Annotated in this window: 21 protein-coding genes; 17 read left to right on the top strand and 4 right to left on the bottom strand. The window is 31.3% G+C overall.

The genetic code is table 11. The features are described 5' to 3' along the window. From ACVC2P_RS15330 to ACVC2P_RS15345, 4 genes are all read left to right on the top strand, one after another. Positions 1–576, top strand: a 576-nt coding sequence (locus tag ACVC2P_RS15330) for a T9SS type A sorting domain-containing protein (RefSeq protein WP_452599334.1), incomplete at its 5' end; no start/stop codon positions are given. A gap of 23 nt (positions 577–599) precedes the next feature. Continuing rightward, positions 600–1,334 (top strand): hypothetical protein, encoded by a 735-nt coding sequence (locus ACVC2P_RS15335; protein WP_452599335.1) that lies wholly within the window; start codon positions 600–602, stop codon positions 1,332–1,334. A 1-nt stretch (position 1,335) separates the two neighbouring features. Then, entirely contained in the window at positions 1,336–3,153 is a 1,818-nt protein-coding gene (locus tag ACVC2P_RS15340) for a S8 family serine peptidase (RefSeq protein WP_452599336.1), read from the top strand. Positions 3,154–3,157: 4 nt separating this feature from the next. Further along, positions 3,158–3,739, top strand: coding sequence for a hypothetical protein (locus ACVC2P_RS15345; RefSeq protein ID WP_452599337.1), 582 nt, complete (start codon positions 3,158–3,160; stop codon positions 3,737–3,739). A gap of 174 nt (positions 3,740–3,913) precedes the next feature. Here ACVC2P_RS15345 and ACVC2P_RS15350 read toward each other — a convergent pair whose 3' ends face one another. Further along, positions 3,914–6,547, bottom strand: a complete 2,634-nt coding sequence (locus ACVC2P_RS15350) for a valine--tRNA ligase (protein ID WP_452599338.1) — start codon at positions 6,545–6,547, stop codon at positions 3,914–3,916. Between the two features lie 185 nt (positions 6,548–6,732). On the opposite strand from ACVC2P_RS15350, the gene ACVC2P_RS15355 reads away from it, so the two are divergent. Then, a complete protein-coding gene (locus tag ACVC2P_RS15355; RefSeq protein ID WP_452599365.1) occupies positions 6,733–7,158 on the top strand; it encodes a DUF1573 domain-containing protein in 426 nt (141 codons plus the stop codon). 70 nt (positions 7,159–7,228) lie between these two features. Here ACVC2P_RS15355 and ACVC2P_RS15360 read toward each other — a convergent pair whose 3' ends face one another. Continuing rightward, positions 7,229–8,491, bottom strand: coding sequence for an aspartyl protease family protein (locus ACVC2P_RS15360; protein WP_452599339.1), 1,263 nt, complete (start codon positions 8,489–8,491; stop codon positions 7,229–7,231). Positions 8,492–8,691: 200 nt separating this feature from the next. On the opposite strand from ACVC2P_RS15360, the gene ACVC2P_RS15365 reads away from it, so the two are divergent. Genes ACVC2P_RS15365 through ACVC2P_RS15380 form a run of 4 tightly spaced genes read left to right on the top strand, consistent with a single transcriptional unit; the run spans position 8,692 to position 12,293 of the window. Next, the gene (locus ACVC2P_RS15365; RefSeq protein ID WP_452599340.1) at positions 8,692–9,882 is read left to right on the top strand and encodes a pyridoxal phosphate-dependent aminotransferase; all 1,191 of its coding nucleotides are present in this window, start codon (positions 8,692–8,694) and stop codon (positions 9,880–9,882) included. Continuing rightward, positions 9,882–10,895: a UDP-N-acetylmuramate dehydrogenase gene (gene murB / locus ACVC2P_RS15370; RefSeq protein ID WP_452599341.1), complete on the top strand. Its 1,014-nt coding sequence runs from the start codon at positions 9,882–9,884 to the stop codon at positions 10,893–10,895. Before ACVC2P_RS15365 ends, murB begins: the two co-directional genes overlap by 1 nt. 58 nt (positions 10,896–10,953) lie before the next feature. Next, positions 10,954–11,484: an RNA polymerase sigma factor gene (locus ACVC2P_RS15375; protein ID WP_452599342.1), complete on the top strand. Its 531-nt coding sequence runs from the start codon at positions 10,954–10,956 to the stop codon at positions 11,482–11,484. A gap of 11 nt (positions 11,485–11,495) precedes the next feature. Beyond that, positions 11,496–12,293, top strand: coding sequence for an anti-sigma factor domain-containing protein (locus ACVC2P_RS15380; protein ID WP_452599343.1), 798 nt, complete (start codon positions 11,496–11,498; stop codon positions 12,291–12,293). Positions 12,294–12,366: 73 nt separating this feature from the next. Here the strand turns inward: ACVC2P_RS15380 and aqpZ are convergent, their stop codons facing one another. Then, positions 12,367–13,053 (bottom strand): aquaporin Z, encoded by a 687-nt coding sequence (gene aqpZ, locus ACVC2P_RS15385; RefSeq protein WP_452599344.1) that lies wholly within the window; start codon positions 13,051–13,053, stop codon positions 12,367–12,369. A 206-nt stretch (positions 13,054–13,259) separates the two neighbouring features. Here aqpZ and ACVC2P_RS15390 point away from each other — a divergent pair, with 206 nt between their 5' ends. The 7 genes from ACVC2P_RS15390 (at position 13,260) to ACVC2P_RS15420 (ending at position 20,583) form a co-directional block, all read left to right on the top strand. Continuing rightward, positions 13,260–13,463, top strand: coding sequence for a membrane or secreted protein (locus ACVC2P_RS15390; RefSeq protein WP_452599345.1), 204 nt, complete (start codon positions 13,260–13,262; stop codon positions 13,461–13,463). Positions 13,464–13,469: 6 nt separating this feature from the next. After that, positions 13,470–14,582 carry a glycosyltransferase gene (locus tag ACVC2P_RS15395; RefSeq protein WP_452599346.1) on the top strand — a complete coding sequence of 371 codons (1,113 nt, stop codon included), beginning with the start codon at positions 13,470–13,472 and terminating at the stop codon, positions 14,580–14,582. Next, positions 14,573–15,121, top strand: coding sequence for an RNA polymerase sigma factor (locus tag ACVC2P_RS15400; RefSeq protein ID WP_452599347.1), 549 nt, complete (start codon positions 14,573–14,575; stop codon positions 15,119–15,121). The genes ACVC2P_RS15395 and ACVC2P_RS15400 overlap by 10 nt, the downstream gene beginning before the upstream one ends. Continuing rightward, a complete protein-coding gene (locus ACVC2P_RS15405) occupies positions 15,122–16,369 on the top strand; it encodes an NRAMP family divalent metal transporter (RefSeq protein WP_452599348.1) in 1,248 nt (415 codons plus the stop codon). 77 nt (positions 16,370–16,446) lie between these two features. Continuing rightward, positions 16,447–17,328: a lipoyl synthase gene (lipA, locus tag ACVC2P_RS15410; protein WP_452599349.1), complete on the top strand. Its 882-nt coding sequence runs from the start codon at positions 16,447–16,449 to the stop codon at positions 17,326–17,328. Beyond that, positions 17,328–18,323: a type I glyceraldehyde-3-phosphate dehydrogenase gene (gene gap, locus ACVC2P_RS15415; protein ID WP_452599350.1), complete on the top strand. Its 996-nt coding sequence runs from the start codon at positions 17,328–17,330 to the stop codon at positions 18,321–18,323. Before lipA ends, gap begins: the two co-directional genes overlap by 1 nt. 49 nt (positions 18,324–18,372) lie before the next feature. Beyond that, complete coding sequence (locus ACVC2P_RS15420; protein WP_452599351.1) at positions 18,373–20,583, top strand: ATP-binding protein; 2,211 nt, start codon at positions 18,373–18,375, stop codon at positions 20,581–20,583. Here ACVC2P_RS15420 and lpxK read toward each other — a convergent pair. Further along, entirely contained in the window at positions 20,580–21,593 is a 1,014-nt protein-coding gene (lpxK, locus tag ACVC2P_RS15425) for a tetraacyldisaccharide 4'-kinase (RefSeq protein ID WP_452599352.1), read from the bottom strand. The two genes, ACVC2P_RS15420 and lpxK, sit on opposite strands and share 4 nt — an antisense overlap. A 67-nt stretch (positions 21,594–21,660) precedes the next feature. Here lpxK and ACVC2P_RS15430 point away from each other — a divergent pair, with 67 nt between their 5' ends. Beyond that, positions 21,661–22,755: a Nif3-like dinuclear metal center hexameric protein gene (locus tag ACVC2P_RS15430; protein WP_452599353.1), complete on the top strand. Its 1,095-nt coding sequence runs from the start codon at positions 21,661–21,663 to the stop codon at positions 22,753–22,755.

Genomic DNA, 22,755 nt, shown 5'->3' on the forward strand with positions numbered 1-22,755 from the left:
TATCAAATAGAATTTTATGATTTACCAGTTCGCACACATGCTCCTGGTAGACAAACAGCTAATTTATATTACAATACTAAAGTCTCTTTTGCTGGTCAAGAATGGAATGGTCCTGACACCTATTATACTGACGACTATAATTATTGGCATAAAAGGACTATGACCTTTACAACTGACGCAACAACCACATCGACAACCTTAACATTACAATTTCCTTTACATCCAGACCCTAATAATCCTGTTAATGATGGATATATAGCCATAGATGATATTAATATTTTCTGTGCAAGTACAGCTCCTAATAAAATTAGTAGTCAAAACACTCTAGATACAGCTTTTGGTGGTGTAACACTTCATCCAAATCCAAGTCATGGGCACATTAATATAAAGCTTACCAATACAGAAGATAAAATACAATCTGTTACGGTGTACAATACACAAGGACAATTAATGCTTAATAAAAATACTATAGCGCAAAATCGTTTAAATGTATCACAATTAGAAGAGGGTATCTATTTCGTTACTATAAAAACTGCTAATAATAAAACCTATACTAAAAAAATCATAAAACAATAACTATTAATTAAAAACTTAAAACCATGAAAAAAACAATCTTACTTCTTACATTTTTAGCAACATGCCTTTGTAATGCTCAACTCATTACAGAGAATTTAGCATCGGGAAATGTAGGGATTTCAGAAACTAATCCTGTTCAAAAACTAGACGTTAACGGAACGACTAAAACCTCCCAATTAATTGTTGGAAATAAAAATACCATTCCAGCTTTTGTAAACGCCTGGGTAGAAGGTGATTTTGCTACACAATTATTTTTAAACAATGCTTCTAGACCTACTAATGAAAGGTTATGGGCTTTATCCATAATAAACGGGAATTTTAAAATCTTTACAGAATCGGACGACATGACTTCTATACAAGAAGCCTTTACCATTAATAGAGGATCTGGATTAAATATTGATAATATTCTATTCCCTAATGGAAACGTAGGTATTGGCACTAATTCCTTTACTGATGGTGATGACACTTATCGTTTATCTATAAACGGAAAAGTACGCGCACACGGTGTAAAAGTATACACCACTTGGGCAGATTATGTTTTTAAAGCAGATTACAACTTAAAACCATTAGACGAAGTAGAAGCCTTTATTAACAAAAATGGACACTTACCAAATGTTCCTTCAGAAGCAGAAGTATTGGAAAACGGTATCGAATTAGGAGCTATGAATGCTAAGTTACTTGAAAAAATTGAAGAGCTTACACTGTATACGATTCAATTGAAGAAAGAAATAGAGTTAATTAAATCTAAAATAGACTAAAATGAAGATTTTAATAATTTGTCTTATCCTGTTTTGTACAAATTTAGGGTTTGCTCAAGACTATCCTTCATTTTATGCCAAGGTCCCCCTATTACATAATACACCTGTAGTAACACATGATTTTAAAGGGAATCGTATAAACTCATCTAACACTGGAGATTCTAGATTAGACTTTCTTATAAACTCTTATGAGATATATAGTGTAGAACGTGTTTTTAAAAATTCAAAAAAATCATCTTTACAAAACATGTATATGATAGTTTGTAATGATATGCAGTTAATGCATAATCTAAAAAAGAGTTTCAGTAATTATTTCCCTGAACTTATTGAAATTTATAGTGAAACATTAGTTTTTCCCAACGACTTTGGAACTACTGGAGGCTATACGAATGTAGACCAAGAAGAACTTAATTACATACGTGCTCCTGAAGCTTGGGATATCTCTACAGGATCTGAGAATGTAATTATTGGTGTTTCAGATAATAGTATAAATCCAATGCATGAAGATTTTGAAAATAAAGTGACTCAAGTTGGTGGAAATAATGCCCCCAATTTAATAACTGGGAGTCATCAGCATGGAAGTTGGGTATCATCTTTTGCGGCAGCCAATACAGATAATGGACTTGGTCTTTCGGCAACGGGCTACAATTCGTCTATATACCATTATCGAGGGCGCACTAATGGTGTAGACATACTATCTCAAATTGAAGGAGTTAAAGTAATAAATACAGCTTGGATCTCTAGTTCTTCTACTTATTTACAAGATAGTTATAATGAAATAGTAGAAGATAGAGGTGTCGTTGTAGTAGGTTCTGCTGGTAATGGCGCTGCCATTCATGGCTCCAGTGAATCCCTTATTTATCCTGCTGCTTTTAGGAACGTCATTTCCGTAACAGGAATTGGGCATCAAAATGAAGTATTTGGAGGCAGAGAAATATTTTTAGATTACCACGAATTTAAAAGAAATGGAGAATGGGTATCCACTCAACACAATGATTCGGTAGATATTGCTGCTCCTGCTATGGGTTTATCTTTTGTAGATCCAAGAGGAGGGCTTACAGGCTATGGTGATAACGGCAGTGGTACATCGTTCTCTTCTCCAATAGTATCTGGCACTATTGCTTTAATGTTTGATCAAAATTATTGTCTAGATCCTAAAGAAGTAGAAACCATATTGAAGCTTACCGCAGTAAGAATAGACCATTTACCTCAGAACTTACCTTACTTTGGTAAGCTAGGGGCTGGTAAACTAGATGCATATGAAGCCGTGAAAATGGCAAAAGACATGGCAGATCCGCTTGGTACAGTAGAGGTTAAAGACAGAATTTTATACAGACCTTGGTTTTATAAATTGGTAACTGCTCCTTATGAAATTAAAATGACCAATAATGATGTTACAGGAGAATCTAAATTAAAATTTATAGCAAGGAATAATATTGAAATTTTAAGTGGAGATTATTCACCTCAACCTGGAGGTTATATAAGTCTAAATATAGATAATGGATTGGCCCTAGATTGTAACATACCTCAAACTACTACTAATAAATTTAACGCAAAACCTCAATCTAACGAAATTAGAGATAAAAGGATCTTATTACATCCTAATCCAGCAAAAGATGAAATACGTATTGAATTCTTAAAACAATCAGAAAACATAACTTCTGTAGAATTATACAATATTCAAGGTGTTTTAATTACTAAATACGATAACTTAAAACAACATAAAATCAATATTTCTAATCTAAAAACAGGTATTTACCACCTAAAAATTACAACTAAAAACAATACTACATACACAAAAAAAATTATAAAAATATAAACTCATGAAAAGCATATTTAAATATACAATCTTACTACTTCTATTAATTCCAGTGTTACACTCATGTTCTAATACAGATGAACTAAATACCGATACAGAAGCAACTACACATAGTAATAAAAACCCAAATTTTGTAGAACTTTGTTATGCAGAAACAGCTACTGTAGATGCTTCTGCAATGAATGCGTGTACAGACACATTTTCATTAGACGATATTACAATTAATCTATCTTACGATAGCCTCGGTAGTAATCATCTAGATGAAGAATTAAAAAGTATCTTTTACTGTAATGAAGATTTTAGCACCTGTATGGGAGCTCCTCAACCACTTCAAGTTTGCTCGGTTACATTTAACATTATTGATGACGAAAACCCAACCTCAGGAACATACGATTATTTATCAGATAATATTACCCCAGCTATATCAAACCAGATTAAACAACATTTTGCATGCGAAGCAAAAGCTTATGGAGATGCAAACTACACAGATTATTTAATTGCTTATGTTACATTTTATAAAACACAAACATTATGTGGTGGCTGTACAAGATATTTATTTGCCCAAGTTAGCTACAACGTATATTAAAAAATTATTATTTGCTAACATGACTGGGTAACAAAACTCACTTTTTAGTACCAAATAAATAAACACCTTTTAAAAAGAACTAATAATTGTTAAATCTGCATCACTATTAATCAAACTAAAAAAAGCCTTTCTATACTCTAATAGAAAGGCTTTTTAATACTATACAAAACAATTTTACTGCAAACTCGCTAAACTTGCTTTTATTGTTTCTATTTTAGATAAAGCATCTGCTTCTTTTTTCTTTTCACTAGCAACAACTTGCTCTGGCGCTCCTGCAACAAAACGTTCGTTAGACAGTTTCTTTTGTACAGATTTCAAGAAGCCTTCTGTATAATTTAACTCTTCAGTTAGTTTTTTAATCTCTGCCTCTACATCTATACTTCCTGCCATTGGCACAAAATATTCGTTAGCTTTCACTCTAAAGGTTAATGCTCCTTCTACAGTTTCAGAAACATAGTTTATTGCTTCTAAATTACCCAACTTAGCGATAACCTCATCGAATGTAGTCTTTACATCTTCGTTATTTATCACAGAAAAACCTATAGCATCTTTAAACGCTATATTTTTTTGTTTTCTAATGTTTCTAATCCCAGAAATGACTTCCGAAGCAAAATCGAACTCTGTAATTAAAGTTTCGTTTATAGGTTTTGCTTCTGGCCATTTAGCAACGATTAATGCTTCTTCTGGCGTTCTATCTGCAATATAATGCCATAAATCTTCTGTTAAGAACGGCATAAACGGGTGTACTATTTTTAAGTTATCTTCAAAAATAGTAATGACACTTTGTAATGTTTTAGCATCTATTGGTTGTTGATACCCAGGCTTAACCATTTCTAGCATCCAACCACAGAAATCATCAAAAATTAATTTATAAGTTGTCATTAAAGCATCACTTAATCTGTACTTACCAAAATGGTCTTCAATTTCTAGTAATGCTTTCTGAAATTTAGCTTCGTACCACTCAATTGCTATTTTACTAGCATTAGGTTGCGGTATGGTTTCATCTACTTCCCAACCATCTATTAAACGGTAGGCATTCCATATTTTATTACCAAATTTCTTTCCTTGGTCGCACAAGGCTTCATCGAACATTAAATCGTTTCCTGCTGCACTACTTAGTAATAGACCAACACGTACTCCTCCTGCTCCATAATCGTCTATTAATTTTAATGCATCTGGAGAATTACCAAGAGACTTACTCATTTTACGACGTTGCTTATCGCGGACTAAACCAGTTAAGTATACATTACTAAACGGTTTTTCACCTTTATACTCATAACCAGCAATAATCATACGTGCTACCCAGAAGAATAAAATGTCTGGCCCCGTTACTAAATCGTTAGTTGGATAATAGTATTTTATTTCTTCGTTTTCAGGATTTCTAATCCCATCGAAAACACTCATTGGCCATAACCAAGATGAGAACCAAGTATCTAAGGCATCTGTATCTTGTTTTAAATCTTCTACCTTTAAATTAGAATCTCCTGTTTTTGTTTGTACTTTTATTAAAGCTTCATCTATATTTTCTGCAACAACAAAATCCTCTTTACCGTCACCATAATAATAGGCAGGAATTTGTTGCCCCCATAATAGTTGTCTAGAAATATTCCAATCACGAATATTTTCCATCCAATGTCTGTACGTATTTTCAAATTTCTTTGGAAATAATTTTACGTCTTCATCTTCAAGAACAGCTTTTATAGCAGGTTTTACTAATTCTTCCATTTTAAGAAACCATTGGTCGCTTAATCTTGGCTCGATAACAGCTTTTGTACGTTCCGATGTTCCTACTTTATTTGTATGTGTTTCCGTTTTTGCTAAAACACCAGTGGCTTCTAGTTCTTTAGCTACTGCTTTTCTGGCTACAAAACGATCTTGCCCTTCAAACTGCATCCCGAAACTATTTAACGACGCATCGTCATTAAATATATCTATAACTTCTAACTTGTGTTTATCTCCTAATACTTTATCATTTTCATCGTGTGCTGGTGTTACTTTTAAACACCCTGTTCCAAATTCTACATCTACATACTCATCCTCTATAATTGGAATAACACGGTTACATATAGGTACAATGGCTTTTTTACCTTTTAAATGTGTAAAACGTTCATCGTTAGGATTAATGCATATTGCCGTATCCCCAAAAATAGTTTCTGGCCTTGTGGTAGCAATAGTTAATGTATCGTCGCTTCCTTCTATTTTATAGTTTAAATAGTATAACAATCCTTGACGCTCTTCGTGTATTACCTCTTCGTCCGATAATGTTGTTTTTGCTTCTGGATCCCAGTTAACCATACGGTAACCTCTGTAAATTAATCCTTTTTCGTATAAATCTACAAATACCTTTATTACAGCTTCAGACATATCGTCATCCATGGTAAACTTAGTACGATCCCAATCGCAAGAACAGCCTAACTTTTTAAGTTGTTCTAGAATAACACCTCCGTACTCTTCTGTCCAATCCCAAGCATGTTTTAAAAATTCATCTCTAGTAAGATCATTTTTATCAATTCCTTGAGATTTTAATTTCGCTACTACTTTTGCTTCTGTAGCAATAGAAGCATGATCGGTACCAGGCACCCAACATGCATTTTTACCTTGTAAACGTGCACGACGAATTAATACATCCTGAATGGTGTTATTTAACATGTGTCCCATATGCAGCACTCCTGTGACGTTTGGTGGAGGTATAACTATTGTATACGGTTCTCTTTCGTCTGGTGTAGAATGAAAATAATTATTTTTCATCCAGTAGTCGTACCACTTGCTCTCTACCTGTTTTGCATCATATTTTGATGGAATGCTCATACTTTGGAATAGTTTTTGAATAATAATTAGCAAAAATACTTATATTTCTGTTTCTGCGAAATTATAACAGATATTAATGTACAGTTAAATATGCTATATGCATTTGCAAGAGTGTATTACATCTAATATTTTTGCAGAACGAATAAAAAGTAGTTAGATTTACAACGAATTAAAATAAAATAATGATGAAAAAAGTTTTAACAATATTGTTTATCGGGTTGATTAGTCTTTCGGTTAACGCACAAGATAAAGTGGCTAAAATTGAGTTTAAACAAACTACAATAGATTACGGAACTATTGAGAAAGGTGCTGATGGTGTTAGAGTTTTTGAATTTACAAACACTGGAGACGCTCCTTTAATAATTAGCAAAGTAAGTTCTAGTTGTGGTTGTACTGTACCTAAAAAACCTGAGGAACCAATTATGCCAGGTAAAACAGGAGAAATTGAAGTTAAATACGATACTAATAGAGTAAACCCTATTAGAAAAACAATTACTGTTGTTTCTAATGCAGAGACACCTAATGTCGCTTTAAAAATTAAAGGAAAAGTAATAGATCCTTCTAAAACAAGCGTACTAAAAAGTAAAAAGAGAAGTGTGATGGAACAATAATCTATCATTTTATAACTAAAAAAGCCGAAGTAAAATAAATACTTCGGCTTTTTTAGTTATGTATTATTCTCTATTCTTTTAAAAGCGACTCTAAATAAAAAGAAACTTTTATAGGAATACCATTTCGCTCTACAACTAAACGTATGCGTTTCCCTTCTTCTTCATAAAACCGGCTCATTATCTCTTGTAAACTATAACTTTTAGTATCTTTTCCATTAAAAGAAATAACAACATCTCCTTTTTTTAACCCTACTCTTTCTGCTGGAGAGCCAGGTCTTACGCTCCCTATACTATACGCTGGTTTAATAACAAATTTAGACTTTGTTGCTATAACAGCTTGAACTTGTATAGTATTCCCTTTAACATTTGCAGACGAAGAAGTCGGAACATTGTTTATTTCTGTAACCAAACGTACACCATCATGCTCTAACTGAATTCCACTTTTATTGTATGAGAATGGCTCCCTAAAATTAGCATTTTTCTTTAGTATCATTTTTGCTCTCCTGTAATTCATTGTTACATTAAAACGCTTTAATATCTCGCCTCCAACACTGCCATTTCTTCCTTTAATTTTTCTAATTGTTGCTATAATTGTAGAGTCTGGGAATGCTACTTTAGGTTTTTTCAACCTAAATGAATTTAATTTAATTTCATCTATTTTAGATCGTTTACCATGCACAACTCCACTTAGTCCATATCCTAAAAAGTCTTTAAAATAATTATCCCCAACAGTTAAACCTATGCTATCATTTTCAAATAACCACAAAGCATCGCTACTTCCCGAATCTATTAATAGCTTAATAGGGATAGTTTTATTATTTACAACACTTTGTACATTAAAGTAAGGTTTATTATTATAGAATTCTAAATTATACTCTTCACACCTTTTACATGATTTCTGCTTATACTTATCTGGGTCTGTTAATTTTATATACTTACTCCTATAATTAATGTCAACCACAAAATCCTTAAAAATATCATAACCAATAATACCATGTATAGGAATTCCTAATCGAGGTGCAAAATTTATAGAAGAATCGAAAACCACATAAAAACTTTGATTGGTATTAATAGCGTCTCCTATTTTAAATTCGTTTTTTGATGATTTTAAAGCTTCTACATGCCCATCATTCCCTAACCCTTTTAAGTATATTCTTTCTGCATTTAAAATCTCTAAAGAATCTGAAGCTTTTAAAAAATTAAAAACTATAGGTCTTGACACTCCTGTATCTAATAAAAAGGATAAAGACACGCCATTAACTTCAACTGGTATAACAATAACATTATTTATAAGCTGAATTTTAATTTTATCAGTCCCTTTTTTATTCATCATTTTATATTTACCCTGTGAAGAGCAATAAGTTATCAAGAAAACTGATAAAAAAAGAAAAGAAAAAAAACGTTTAAATGGCATAAGTAAGTGTATAGCAACTTTCAAGTTAAACAACTTTGGCAAACTAGACACATAAAAGCTTGTTTTTTAAACAAATTTTAAGATATTTTTTCGCAACTTTGTTTTTTAAAATTAATGTTATGCCAACAATATCTAAGAAAGGCCAGTTAATGCCGCAATCCCCTATAAGAAAGCTTGTTCCTTTTGCTGAAAAAGCATATAAACAAGGTAAAACTGTATACCATTTAAATATTGGTCAACCAGATATAAAAACACCACAAGTAGCACTAGATGCAGTAAAAATACATTCTTTAGATATTCTAGCATATACTAGGTCTGAAGGCTCTGAGGGATACCGTGAAAAAATAGCAAATTATTATGCCAAAAATAACATTCATGTAAAGCATGATGATATTATTGTAACGACAGGAGGTAGTGAAGCATTACTATTTACTTTTGGAACTATTATGGATGTAGACGATGAAGTTATTATACCAGAACCTTTCTATGCTAACTATAATGGCTTCTCAACAGCATCTGGCGTAAAAGTGGTTCCTGTAATTTCTAAAATAGAAGATAATTTTGCCCTACCTCCTATTGAAGAGTTTGAAAAATTAATCTCTCCTAAAACAAAAGCGATTCTTATATGTAACCCAGGCAATCCCACAGGTTACTTATACTCTAAAGAAGAAATACAAAAGCTCGCAGAAATTGTAAAAAAACATGATTTATTTTTAATTGCAGACGAGGTATACCGTGAGTTTGCCTACGATGGTGCAAAACATTACTCTATTCTGCAAGAAGAAAGTTTAAGCAATCATGCTATAATTATAGATTCTGTTTCTAAGCGATACAGCATGTGTGGTGCAAGAATTGGATGTATGGTTTCTAAAAACAAAAATGTTATAGAGACTGCTTTAAAATTTGCACAAGCTAGACTAAGCCCTCCTACACTAGCGCAAATTGCTAGCGAAGCAGCATTAAATACACCACAGAGCTACTTTGATGATGTTATAGATGAATATGTAGAAAGACGAAATACTTTAATAGCCGAATTAAATAAAATTGAAGGACTAAAAGTGGCAAAACCTAAAGGAGCTTTTTATTGTATTGCCGAACTTCCTATAAAAAATAGCGATAAATTTGCACAATGGCTTTTAGAGTCTTTTGATGTTGATGGAGAAACAGTTATGGTAGCTCCAGCAGCAGGTTTTTATTCGACTCCTGGAGTTGGAATGAACCAAATACGTATTGCATACGTACTTAATAAAGAAAGCTTAATAAAAGCTGTAAATATTATAAAAGAAGCTTTAAAAGTCTATAAAGATTAGTGCACATTAAAACAGACATATCTTTAAAGCCCTACAATACTTTTGGTATAGATGTTAATGCGAAGCATTTTGTATCTGTAACATCTATACCAGAATTAAAATCGGTTTTAAAACTAAAAGAATACCCTAATAAATTAATTCTTGGTGGTGGTAGTAATATGCTACTCACTCAAGCCATTAATGCTTTAGTAATACATATTAACCTTAAAGGTATTTCTATTATTTCTCAAGAAGACACTTCTGTTCTAGTAAAGGCAGAGGCTGGTGAAAATTGGCATGAATTTGTGTTATGGTGTATAAATAAAGACTTTGGAGGATTAGAAAACATGTCTCTAATTCCCGGAAATGTAGGAACTTCACCAATTCAAAACATAGGAGCTTATGGTGTAGAGTTAAAAGATCATTTTGTATCCTGCGAGGTATTAAACCTAGAAACTTTAACTATAGAAACGTTTAACAAAGCTGACTGTAACTTTGGCTACCGTAATTCTATTTTTAAACAACAAGCTAAAAGGCAATATATTATACTTAATGTTGTTTTCAAACTAACAAAATCGAACCATGTATTACGAACTAATTATGGCGCAATACAGTCCCAATTAGAAGTAATGAACATTATAAAACCTACCATTAAAACGATTTCGGAAGCTGTAATTGCTATTCGAGAAAGTAAATTACCAAACCCAAAAAAAATTGGGAATAGTGGTAGCTTCTTTAAAAACCCAATTATTCCTATAGAGGATTTTAAGCGACTACAATCTAATTTCCCAGAAGTACCAAGTTATAAAGTTTCAGATAAAGAAGTAAAAGTTCCAGCTGGTTGGCTTATTGAAAAAGCAGGGTTTAAAGGCAAAACATTTGGCAATTACGGAGTCCACAAAAAACAAGCTCTTGTACTTGTAAATTATGGTGGTGCACAAGGAAAAGATATCTTATTGCTCTCAAAACTTATTCAAAAAACTATTTATCGTATCTTTAATGTATCGATAGAAGCTGAAGTTAATATTTTATAATTCAACACAATAACTCAAGCATACAACTGTTAACTAACAATAAACACTCCCTCTAACATTGAATACAACAGTAGAAAAAGATATTGTAGCATTTTTAAAAAATGGTAATAAAAAAGCCATTTCACTATTATATGAAAATTATTCTGGTGCACTATTAGGTGTTATAAAAAAAGTAATTACAGATGATGATTTAGCACAAGATGTGCTTCAAGAAAGTTTTGTAAAAGTCTGGAAAAAAGGAAAAACATACAATCCTGAAAAAGCAAAATTATTTACTTGGTTGTACAGAATTGCATACAATACAGCTATAGATAAAATAAGATCTGTAACAAACAAAACAAATAAAGAAATCCAAATTGAAGCTTCTAACGTATATAAGTTGACTACCGATAGCTTAAATGAGGATACTCTAGATATAAAACGACATATTGGAAGCTTAGATTTAAAATATCAGACTGTAATTAATGCTCTTTATTTTGAAGGGATGACACAGCAAGAAGCCAGTGATGAATTAGAGATTCCATTAGGAACTATAAAATCGAGATTAAAAATAGGATTACGTGAATTAAAAAAAATTTACCACCCTTAATTATAAGTATAATGAATGTTGATATAACTACTTTTTTAAACTCTGACTTATTAGAGAATTATCTAATAGGCCAGACAACCCCAGAAGAAACTCTCAAGGTAGAAGATTACATTAAAAAGTATCCAGAGGTAAAAGCCGCATATAATACTATGCAAAATCAACTGGAACTTGTAGCCCAAACCAATGCAGAAGAAGTGCCATTACATCTATTAGGATCTATTTTAGAATCTATAGACGATAAACCTGTTGTAGCTTTAAACACAGTACCTTCAAAAAAATCATGGTATAAATTTGGTGTTGCTGCCAGTGTTGCTGCCTTATTATTTGCAAGTGCTTCTTTCTATTTCTTTAACTTAAATCAAAAATTAACTAATGAAAACCAAATAGTTGTTGATGAGCTTTTCGATTTAAGAAACGATATAGATAAAAACAACTCTAAGCTAGAAGCTTTAATGGAGCAGTTTGCCCAACTTAATAATCCAGAAACAGAAAAATACATTATTAAAGGAAATAAAAGAGCTAAAAATTTAAAAACTGTAGCATATATAAACCCTAAAGAAAAAACATCTATGATAGATGTTGTAGCATTACCTACATTACCAAAAGAGAAATGTTACCAGATTTGGGCAGAAATGCAAGACAGAATGGTTAGTTTAGGTATTTTAAGTGAAACAGATAGACGCTTACAAAAAATACCTTACACAGAAGATGCTCTAGGTCTTACCATTACCATAGAACCCAAAGGTGGTAGCGAAAATATTTCTGGAGACACACCTGTTGCTGAGATAGAATTAAAAATTAATGACTAATTAAAAAATAGTCGTATATAAATTAAGAACCCCGTTAATTAATTAACGGGGTTCTGCGTATATAAATAAAGCATTATTCTTGATCGAATAATGCTTTATGAATAAAACCGGCTACAATAGCCCCAGCTATAGGAGCGAACCAAAACAGCCATAATTGTGCAGAATAATCGCCTCCAGCAAATAAAGCTTGACTAGTAGATCGTGCTGGGTTTACAGAAGTGTTAGTTATAGGAATACTAATTAAATGTATAAGTGTTAACCCTAACCCTATGGCTATAGGAGCAAAACCTTTAGGTACTTTATTACTTGTGCTACCTAAAATAATAAGCAGAAAAAAGAATGTTAGTAAAAACTCTACTATTAATCCAGAAAGCATAGAATAACCATCTGGAGACAACTCTCCATAGCCATTAGCGGCAAAACTGCCCACGCTAGTAAAACCTTCTTTACCTGAGACTATTAAATATAAAGTACTTGCGGCAACAATGGCCCCTACAACTTGCGCAATAATATAGCCTAACAATTCTTTGCCTGAGAATTTACCTCCTGCCCAAAGCCCAAAAGATACAGCTGGGTTAAAATGCCCTCCAGAAATATGCCCAACGGCATAAGCCATAGTTAAAACTGTTAAACCAAATGCTAGTGCAACACCAACAAATCCAATACCTAATTCTGGATAAGCAGCTGCAAAAACAGCACTACCACAACCTCCAAAAACAAGCCAGAAGGTTCCAAAAAATTCTGCAAATAATTTTCTCATAAAAATGTAACTAATTGGTTAATAATAGTAAAAGGTATTAATTCTACTTTTTTAAAAACAAAATAACATCTGTATTAAACATACACTTTAGATTAAATGCAAAAAAATCTGCTAAAGCGACATTTTAACTATAATAAAAGAGTTTCTATAAATAATACTTTAAAACCATTATCTTTGTAATCCCAATACATTAAAATTAAAAACACGTGAAACTCTTATTACTCACATTAGCATTATTAGGAATTGCTGTAGCTGGAATTGCTATAAAAATATGGGCAAAAAAAGATGGTAAGTTTGCTGGAACATGCGCTAGCCAGAACCCTATGTTAAATAAAGATGGGGAAGCTTGTGGTTTTTGTGGAAAAACTCCAGAGCAATTTGGAGATTGTAACGAACCTCAACACTCGTAACAAAATATGCTAATACTTGATATTGTATTCTATAGCTTTATAGTTATAGTATGTATACAAGTTGTGTTTTATGCTGTTCTCTTTGGTAATTTTGCTTTTAATAAAATCACAAATAAAAAAGAAAAACACCATAGTGTTTCCCTTATTATTTGTGCTAAAAATGAAGCTGAGAATTTAAAGCGTTTTTTGCCTTCCATTTTAAAACAGGACTATCCTAATTTTGAAATTGTTTTAATTAATGATGCCTCTTCAGATGATACTCTGGATATAATGGAAGCTTTTGCAGAACAACACAACAACATAAAAATTGTTAATGTTAAAAATATAGAAGCCTTTTGGGGTAATAAAAAATATGCACTTACACTGGGCATAAAAGCGGCAACACACGAGCATTTATTATTTACAGATGCAGATTGTGAACCTGTTTCTAATCAATGGATAAAATCAATGATTAGTAATTTTTCTGAAACTAATACAATTGTTTTAGGTTACGGCGCTTACATAAAATCCAAATATTCCCTATTAAACAAATTAATACGTTACGAAACACTTTTAACAGCGATACAATACTTTTCTTTTGCAAAAATAGGAATCCCATATATGGGTGTAGGCCGTAACTTAGCCTATAATCGTTCGGAATTTTATAAAACCAATGGTTTTATAAAACACATAAATATACGCTCTGGAGATGATGATTTATTTATAAACGAAGCAGCAAATTCAAAAAACACAAGTATATGTATAGATCAAAAAAGCTTTACCTACTCCATTCCTAAAAAAAGCTTTAAAGATTGGTTTATTCAAAAAAGAAGACATGTTTCTACAGCAAACAATTATAAATTTATTCATAAAAGTTTGCTGGCGCTGTTTTACAGCTCACAATTATTATTTTGGCTATTTGCAATTATTCTTTTAACAACACTCTTTTATTGGAAAGTTGTTACTGTGTTAATTATTGTAAGACTTATAACACAATATCTAGTTGTAGGATTTTCAGCAAAAAAACTTAATGAGATAGATCTTTTATTTTTACTTCCTTTTTTAGAATTATTTTTAATTGTATTTCAATTAACTATATTTATATCCAATCTAATATCAAAACCAAAATATTGGAAGTAGAAGACGCCATAAAAAAAGCAAAACAGAACGATCAAAAAGCATTTAATTTTTTATTAGATGAATTCTGGGATAGTGTTTATGGTTTTCAATTAAAACGCATAAAAAACGAAAACGATGCAGAGGATATAACTATTCAAACATTCTCTAAAGCATTCGATCGTATAGAAACATATAAAGAGCAGTATACTTTTAAAACATGGTTAATAACCATTTCTAAAAATATTCATATAGATTTATTACGAAAAGCTAAAAGCTCCATAAACTCAAAAATCACAGATCATGAAGATGATAAAGTTTATAAAGTAGCAGACGAATCTCCAACACCAGAAGACAAATTAATTACTGAGCAAAACCTAGCGAAATTACTTCGGGATATAAAAAAATTAAAACCTCACTATCAAGAAGTTATTAATCTACGTTACTTTCAAGAACTTAGTTATAAAGAAATTAGCCAAGAACTTGAAGAGCCTATGAATAATGTAAAAGTAAAATTATTACGAGCAAAAAAATTATTAGCTGAAATTATTAAAAAGCATTAAATGGTTTCAATTAAAAAACTAGGGCCTGGGTTGTTATTTGCTGGTGCTGCCATTGGTGTCTCCCATTTAGTACAGTCTACAAGAGCTGGTGCCGATTTTGGTTTAAGCTTACTTTGGGCTTTATTGCTAGTAAACCTTTTTAAATATCCATTCTTTCAATTTGGCCCTCGTTATGCTGCAGCTACAGGAGAAAGCTTATTGCAAGGTTATAAAAAACTAGGCAAAGGTGTTTTAATTACCTACTTCATTCTCACATTTGCAACCATGTTTACTATACAAACTGCCGTAACTATTGTTACCGCTGGGTTAGCCTCTAGTTTATTTGGAGACTTTTCTCCTATAATTATTGGTAGTATTACAATTAACAGTATTCAAATATGGACCGTTATCATTCTTTTAATTTGTCTATCAATTTTATTTATTGGTAAATACAAGTTATTAGATAAGCTCATTAAAATCATTATTATAACACTCACCATAAGTACACTCGTTGCAGTAACTATGGCTTTATTAAAAAATGAAACAACTATTACATTATCACAAAAATTACCAACAGCTTTAAACACTATAGAAATTGGGTTTCTTATTGCTTTTATGGGATGGATGCCTGCACCTTTAGATATTTCTATATGGCACTCACTATGGGCGATTGAAAAGCAAAAAGAAGCATCAGAATTTACCCCAAAATCTGCTTTATTAGATTTTAATATTGGTTATGTTGGAACTATTATTTTAGGGATTGGCTTTGTCCTTTTAGGAGCTTTAGTCATGTATAAAAGTGGCGAAACCTTTAGTAATAAAGCTGGTGTTTTTTCTAACCAGCTAATACAAATGTATACTAATAGTTTAGGAAATTGGTCCTACATTATTATTGGTATTGCAGCTTTTACAACAATGTTTAGCACCACATTAACAACGCTAGATGCTTCCCCAAGAGCCATGCATAAAACAACTGAATTATTAGGAGATATAACCATAAAACGAGGTTATTTATTTTGGATACTTTTACTCGTTTTTGGTACAATAATTATTTTTTTCTTTTTCCTTTCAGAAATGGGGAAATTAATAGAAATAGCAACTATTCTATCGTTTATAACAGCGCCTTTTTATGCTATAATTAACTATATATTAATTAGTGGTAAGCATACTCCAAAGCTATGGAGACCAACCAAAGGATTACATTTTTTAAGTTTGCTAGGCATTGTTTTTTTAATAGGTTTTAGCATTTGGTACCTTACTATAATATAGCTTAGTTCCCTATTTAAAATTACTACATAAAACTAACATTTACTTCGTATCTTTGTACCTCTAAAACAATTGCTTTTATGAAGAGTGAAACACAATCTGTAATACTACCTGAACAAAGACAGCCAAAACCAAAGTGGTTACGTGTAAAGTTACCAACAGGTAAAAAATACACAGAGTTACGAGGGCTAGTAGATAAGTACAAATTAAATACTATTTGCACCTCTGGTAGTTGTCCTAATATGGGAGAGTGTTGGGGAGAAGGTACTGCAACCTTTATGATTTTAGGAAATGTATGCACACGTTCTTGTGGATTTTGTGGCGTAAAAACGGGAAGACCAGAAACAGTAGATTGGGATGAACCAGAAAAAGTAGCACGTTCTATAAAAATAATGAACATTAAACACGCTGTTTTAACCAGTGTAGATCGCGATGATATAAAAGATATGGGAAGCATTATGTGGGCAGAAACTGTAAAAGCTGTTCGTAGAATGAACCCTAATACTACTTTAGAAACCTTAATACCAGATTTCCAAGGTATAGAAAGACACCTTGATCGCATTATAGAAGTGGCTCCAGAAGTTGTTTCTCATAATATTGAGACTGTAAGGCGATTAACTAGAGAAGTTCGTATACAAGCAAAATACGATAGAAGTATGGGCGTTTTAAAATATTTAAAACAACAAGGACAACGCCGCACAAAATCTGGCATTATGCTAGGTTTAGGAGAAACTCGTGAAGAAGTTATAGAAACACTTCATGATTTACGTAATAACGACGTAGATGTCGTTACCATTGGTCAGTATTTACAACCAAGTAAAAAACATTTGCCTGTAAAACAATTTATAACACCAGATCAATTTGAAGAGTATAAAAAAATTGGTCTAGATTTAGGATTTCGTCATGTAGAAAGTAGTGCTTTAGTGCGTTCTTCATACAAAGCTCAAAAACACATTAATTAATGATAAGAGTTGCCATAAATGGTTTTGGTCGTATTGGCCGAAGAGTTTTTAGGTTATTACATGAACATTCAGCTATAACTGTTGTAGCGATTAATGATCTTGCCGATACAAAAACCCTGAGTCATTTATTAAAATACGATAGTATTCATGGCGTATTTAAAAGTAATATTTCTCATAATGAGCATCATATCATTATTAATGATAAATTAGTTCCACTTTTAAATGAAACACATCCAAAAACAATAGATTGGACTCCCTTTAATGTAGACATTGTTATTGAAGCCTCAGGCAAATTTAAAACATCGCAAGAACTACAATACCATATAAACAATGGAGCTAAACGTGTTATATTAAGTGTTCCTCCTTTAGAAGACGACATAAAAACCATTGTTTTAGGAACCAATGAGCATATATTAACTGGAGAGGAAAACATTATTTCTAATGCCTCCTGTACCACAAATAATGCAGCACCTATGATTGCTGTTATAAATGACCTTTGTGGTATTAATCAAGCATACATAACAACAATACACTCCTATACAACCGACCAAAGTTTACACGATCAGCCCCATAGAGATTTACGTCGCGCTCGTGCAGCAGGGCAATCTATTGTTCCAACAACCACAGGAGCAGCAAAAGCATTAACTAAAATATTTCCAGATTTAGCAAATGTTATAGGAGGTTGTGGTATTAGAGTCCCAGTACCAAACGGCTCATTAACAGATATAACCTTTAATGTAAAAAAAACAGTTTCTATAGAAGACATTAATGCAGCCTTTAAAATAGCTTCGCAAACAAAATATAAAAATATTTTAGAGTATACAGAAGACCCTATTGTATCTATAGACATTGTTGGAAACCCGCATTCTTGTATTTTTGATGCGCAAATGACCTCGGTAATTGGTAACATGGTAAAAATTATTGGATGGTATGATAATGAAACGGGATATTCTAATAGAGTAATAGATCTAATCCTCAATTTGTATAAAAAATAAGCGCCTTTAGCCTATAAATAATTATATTTGTGAGTAAACAACTCTCTAAATGCCTATTTATAACAAGATTATTTGTGTATTTTTATTAGTAATGGGTATTACTATAAATGCTCAAAATACTCCTAAAAACAATATTGAAACTACACAAGTTAAAATTGATTCTATACTTGATTCATACAAAAAAAATATAGCTAATAATAACTATTACCAAGCATTATTAGATTTAGAACTGGCATTAAATCATGCAAATACTATTGATAATAAAAAGAATATTGGTTTTATTTATTCGAAAATAGGAAAACTTCAGCACAAAATTAAAGAAACCGATAAGTCTATAAATACACTTATAAAAGCTATAGATATTCAACGCGCAACAAATGATATTAAAAACTTAGCTATAACTTATAATATTATTGGTAACGTATACGCCGATAAAAAAGATTACGACCAAGCCATAGCATACTACGAATCTGCAGAAACATTATTTAGACAAAAAAGTACACCTAACCTAGAAGCAGAAGTATTATTAAATAAAGGAAAAGCACAATTAGAAAATAATGCCTTTGAAAAAGCTAAAAAAACTCTTGAAAAAGCTATAAAAATAGCCAAGAAAAAACAGTTAACACCTATTTTAAGCAGTAGTTTAATTCAATTAGGCAAAACACTACATAAACTAAATTATTTAGGAAAAGCTCTAGAAAATGCTAATGATGGTTACGATATAGCCAAGGCTAATGGTTATAGCTCCACACTACTAGAAGGCTGCATGGTGTTAAGTGACCTACACAAAAGTGATGGTAATTTAAAATTATCTAATGACTATTTAAGGTATCACATAAAACTATCAGATTCATTAGCAGCCGTAAATCAATCTGCTTTTTCCCAAAAGCCAATTATTATTAAACCAAAAAAGACTGGTGTTTTAAAAAAAGAAGTCCAACCAACAACTCAAAAAAAGGAAAGTAATACTTTCAATCAATTAACAACAATACTAAGTATTGCTTTAATTACAATATTATCGCTATTAACATTATCACTTTATAAAAACAATAATATTAGGTTAAAATCCAACAACGTTTTACATAAAAAAAATGCAGAGCTAATAGTTGCGAAAGAAAAAGCAGAATTGGCGTCTAGAACAAAGGCCAATTTTTTATCTACAGTAACACATGAGCTAAGAACACCTTTATACGCAGTTACAGGTTTAACTAATATGCTGTTAGATGAAAACCCTAAACCAGAGCAAATACAACATTTAAAGTCTTTAAAATTCTCAGGAGATTACTTATTAACATTTATAAATGACATTCTTCAAATTAATAAAATTGAAGCAAATAAAGTAGACATAGAACCTGAAACCTTCAATTTAAAAAAGAAAATAACTAACGTAATATCTGCGTTAAACAATTCTGCATTAGATAATAATATAAAAATTCATTTAGAGTACGATAAAACTTTGCCTTTAAACTACAATGCAGACCAATTAAAAATATCACAAATATTAATTAACCTTATTGGTAATTCTATAAAATTTACAAAAGATGGAGACATCTGGATAAGAGCAAATAAAATTGGTGAAAAGAACGGAATTTATAACATTCGTTTTGAAGTAGAAGATAATGGCATAGGTATTGGTAAAGAAAAGCAAGAACACTTATTTGAAAGTTTTTCTCAAGGTTCTATACAAATTAACCGTAAATATGGAGGCACAGGATTAGGTTTATCCATTGTTAAAGGTTTAATTGATATCTTGAAAGGAAAAATTTATCTTAAAAGTGAGCTCGGTAAAGGATCAACTTTTATATTTGAACTCCCAATGCAATATACAGACGAAGTAGTAAAGGAAAAAAAGATTAATTATTTTAATGATGTTAATGACTTGGATTTAAGCAATATTAAAATTTTAGTAGTAGAAGACAACAAAATCAATCAAATGATTACAAAAAAGATTCTAAACAAAATGAATCTTAATTGTGATGTTGTCGACAACGGTGAAGAAGCCGTAGATAGAGTTAAAACAACAGATTACAATGTTGTTTTAATGGATATTCATATGCCAGGAATTAGTGGTATAGAAGCCACAAAAATTATCCGAACGTTCGATCAAGAACTTACTATATTTGCTTTAACAGCAGTAACTATAGAGGATAAAATGCAAGAATTTGAAGATGCAGGATTTAACAATATTATATCCAAGCCCTTTAAACAGGAAGACTTCGAACGTAAATTATTCAATGCTTTAATTCCAGACGAAGACTAATTACTATTATTTAAAACGTAGTTTTTAACTATAGTATTAAAAGTTAAAACATTGTCTAACTGTGTTTCAATAGGCAAGTAAAACAACTTATCTTTTAATTGGTTAAAATCTTTTAATCTCATATAGTCTTTTTCCGTAGTAATAATTAAACTATTTTTAGCAATAGTATTAACATCTTCATTAGTAAAATGATGATGATCTTTATATTCTAAATGATTAAATTGTAGTTGTTTGCCTCTTAAAAAGGCAATTAGCGTATTAGCATTGGCTATACCAGTAACTAAAGTAAATTTAGGTAGCGCTTCTAAATCTCTCGCTTTGTTTAAAGAAAGGACACTATTACTATACACAATGGTACTAAAAAATACATACTGACCATTTTTAGGAGCTATTTTTTTTATTATAGTTTGTTTTTCCTCTATACTTAAAGTACTTGGGCATTTAGTTACCACTATACACTGTGCTCGTTTTGCACCTTGCCTAGGCTCTCTTAAATTACCAGAAGGCAAAACCCAATCCTTAACATATAAATTAGCATACGTTGTTAATAAAATATTAAACCCTGCTTTTACTTTTCTGTGCTGAAAAGCATCATCTAGTATAATAACCTCTGGCTTTGGAGTTAATTTCAAAAGATTAGCAATTCCATTCTGTCTATTGCCATCAACAGCAACATTAATAGTATTAGAAAACTTATTAAAAAATTGAAAAGGCTCATCGCCTAATGTTTCGGCAGAAGCTTTTTCATTAGCTAATAAATACCCTTTAGTTTTACGTCCATACCCTCTACTTAAAGTAGCCAATTGGTATTCATCTTTTAGTAAACGTATTAAGTACTCTACCATAGGTGTCTTACCAGTTCCTCCTGTACTTAAATTACCAACACAAATTACTGGCAAATCATAAGATTTTGAAGATTTAATATTATAATCGTAAAGCAAATTACGAAACCATGTTATTAAATAATAAATAGGTACAAAAGGAAAAGTAATATATCTTAATAACTTCATTTAAACAGTTTCAGCATAACGAAAGTAAATATTTTATATTTGTTTCTAAATCAATTCACAAAATAATATGATTGTTCAAGATGTCATTAATCATTTAGAAACCTATGCACCTTTAGCTTATGCTGAAGATTTTGACAATGTTGGTCTATTGGTAGGAGACAAAAAGCAAACAGTAACAGGAGTATTAGTTACTCTAGATACACTAGAAGCTGTTGTAGAAGAAGCCATTGCAAATAAATGCAATCTTATAGTGAGCTTCCACCCTATTATTTTTAAAGGCTTAAAAAAGATAACAGGTAAAAATTATGTAGAGCGCGTAGTACTTAAAGCCATAAAACATGACATTGCAATTTATGCCATTCATACCGCTTTAGACAACCATGTAAATGGAGTAAATGATATAATAAGTAATCAGTTAGAACTGAAGCATAAAAAAATTCTAATTCCACAATCGCAAACTATAAAAAAATTAACAACTTATGTACCAAAACAAGACGCTGAAGCATTAAGAAATGCTCTTTTTCAAGCGGGTGCAGGAGCTATAGGAAATTACAATAACTGTAGTTTTAATGTAAATGGTATAGGTAGTTATAATGGTAACAAATTTTCTAACCCAACCAAAGGTATAAAAGGAGAAACACATTACGAAGAAGAAACTAAAATTACAGTAACGTTCTCTAAACACTTAGAATCTAAAATTGTTAACACACTTTTAAAAAGTCACTCATACGAAGAAGTCGCTTACGAAATAATAACACTGGAAAATAAAAACCAAAATATAGGAATGGGAATGATTGGTGAATTAGCAACACCAATGCTAGAATTAACATTTTTAAGTTATTTAAAAGAAAAAATGAATACAGAAGCCATTAGGCATTCTCAATTATTAAACAAACCAATACAAAAAGTAGCCGTTTTAGGAGGATCGGGAAGCTTTGCTATAAATGCAGCTAAAGCTGCTGGAGCAGATATTTTTGTAACAGCAGATTTAAAATACCATGATTTTTTCTCTGCCGAAAATCAAATTATTTTAGCAGATATTGGACATTATGAAAGTGAACAGTACACAAAAAACGGTTTAGTAGCACATCTTAAGAAAAAATTCACTAATTTTGCAATCATTTTATCAAATATAAATACCAATCCTGTTAAGTATTTTTAA

The organism is Pontimicrobium sp. MEBiC01747 (assembly GCF_053601635.1).

Excerpts from the sequence above, each read along its gene's own strand:
- ACVC2P_RS15335 (WP_452599335.1), top strand. The coding sequence starts at position 600 with ATGAAAAAAACAATCTTACTTCTTACATTTTTAGCAACATGCCTTTGT.
- ACVC2P_RS15340 (WP_452599336.1), top strand. The coding sequence starts at position 1,336 with ATGAAGATTTTAATAATTTGTCTTATCCTGTTTTGTACAAATTTAGGG.
- ACVC2P_RS15345 (WP_452599337.1), top strand. The coding sequence starts at position 3,158 with ATGAAAAGCATATTTAAATATACAATCTTACTACTTCTATTAATTCCA.
- ACVC2P_RS15350 (WP_452599338.1), bottom strand. The coding sequence starts at position 6,547 with ATGAGCATTCCATCAAAATATGATGCAAAACAGGTAGAGAGCAAGTGG.
- ACVC2P_RS15355 (WP_452599365.1), top strand. The coding sequence starts at position 6,733 with ATGAAAAAAGTTTTAACAATATTGTTTATCGGGTTGATTAGTCTTTCG.
- ACVC2P_RS15360 (WP_452599339.1), bottom strand. The coding sequence starts at position 8,491 with ATGATGAATAAAAAAGGGACTGATAAAATTAAAATTCAGCTTATAAAT.
- ACVC2P_RS15365 (WP_452599340.1), top strand. The coding sequence starts at position 8,692 with ATGCCAACAATATCTAAGAAAGGCCAGTTAATGCCGCAATCCCCTATA.
- ACVC2P_RS15380 (WP_452599343.1), top strand. The coding sequence starts at position 11,496 with ATGAATGTTGATATAACTACTTTTTTAAACTCTGACTTATTAGAGAAT.
- aqpZ (WP_452599344.1), bottom strand. The coding sequence starts at position 13,053 with ATGAGAAAATTATTTGCAGAATTTTTTGGAACCTTCTGGCTTGTTTTT.
- ACVC2P_RS15395 (WP_452599346.1), top strand. The coding sequence starts at position 13,470 with ATGCTAATACTTGATATTGTATTCTATAGCTTTATAGTTATAGTATGT.
- ACVC2P_RS15405 (WP_452599348.1), top strand. The coding sequence starts at position 15,122 with ATGGTTTCAATTAAAAAACTAGGGCCTGGGTTGTTATTTGCTGGTGCT.
- lipA (WP_452599349.1), top strand. The coding sequence starts at position 16,447 with ATGAAGAGTGAAACACAATCTGTAATACTACCTGAACAAAGACAGCCA.
- gap (WP_452599350.1), top strand. The coding sequence starts at position 17,328 with ATGATAAGAGTTGCCATAAATGGTTTTGGTCGTATTGGCCGAAGAGTT.
- ACVC2P_RS15420 (WP_452599351.1), top strand. The coding sequence starts at position 18,373 with ATGCCTATTTATAACAAGATTATTTGTGTATTTTTATTAGTAATGGGT.
- lpxK (WP_452599352.1), bottom strand. The coding sequence starts at position 21,593 with ATGAAGTTATTAAGATATATTACTTTTCCTTTTGTACCTATTTATTAT.
- ACVC2P_RS15430 (WP_452599353.1), top strand. The coding sequence starts at position 21,661 with ATGATTGTTCAAGATGTCATTAATCATTTAGAAACCTATGCACCTTTA.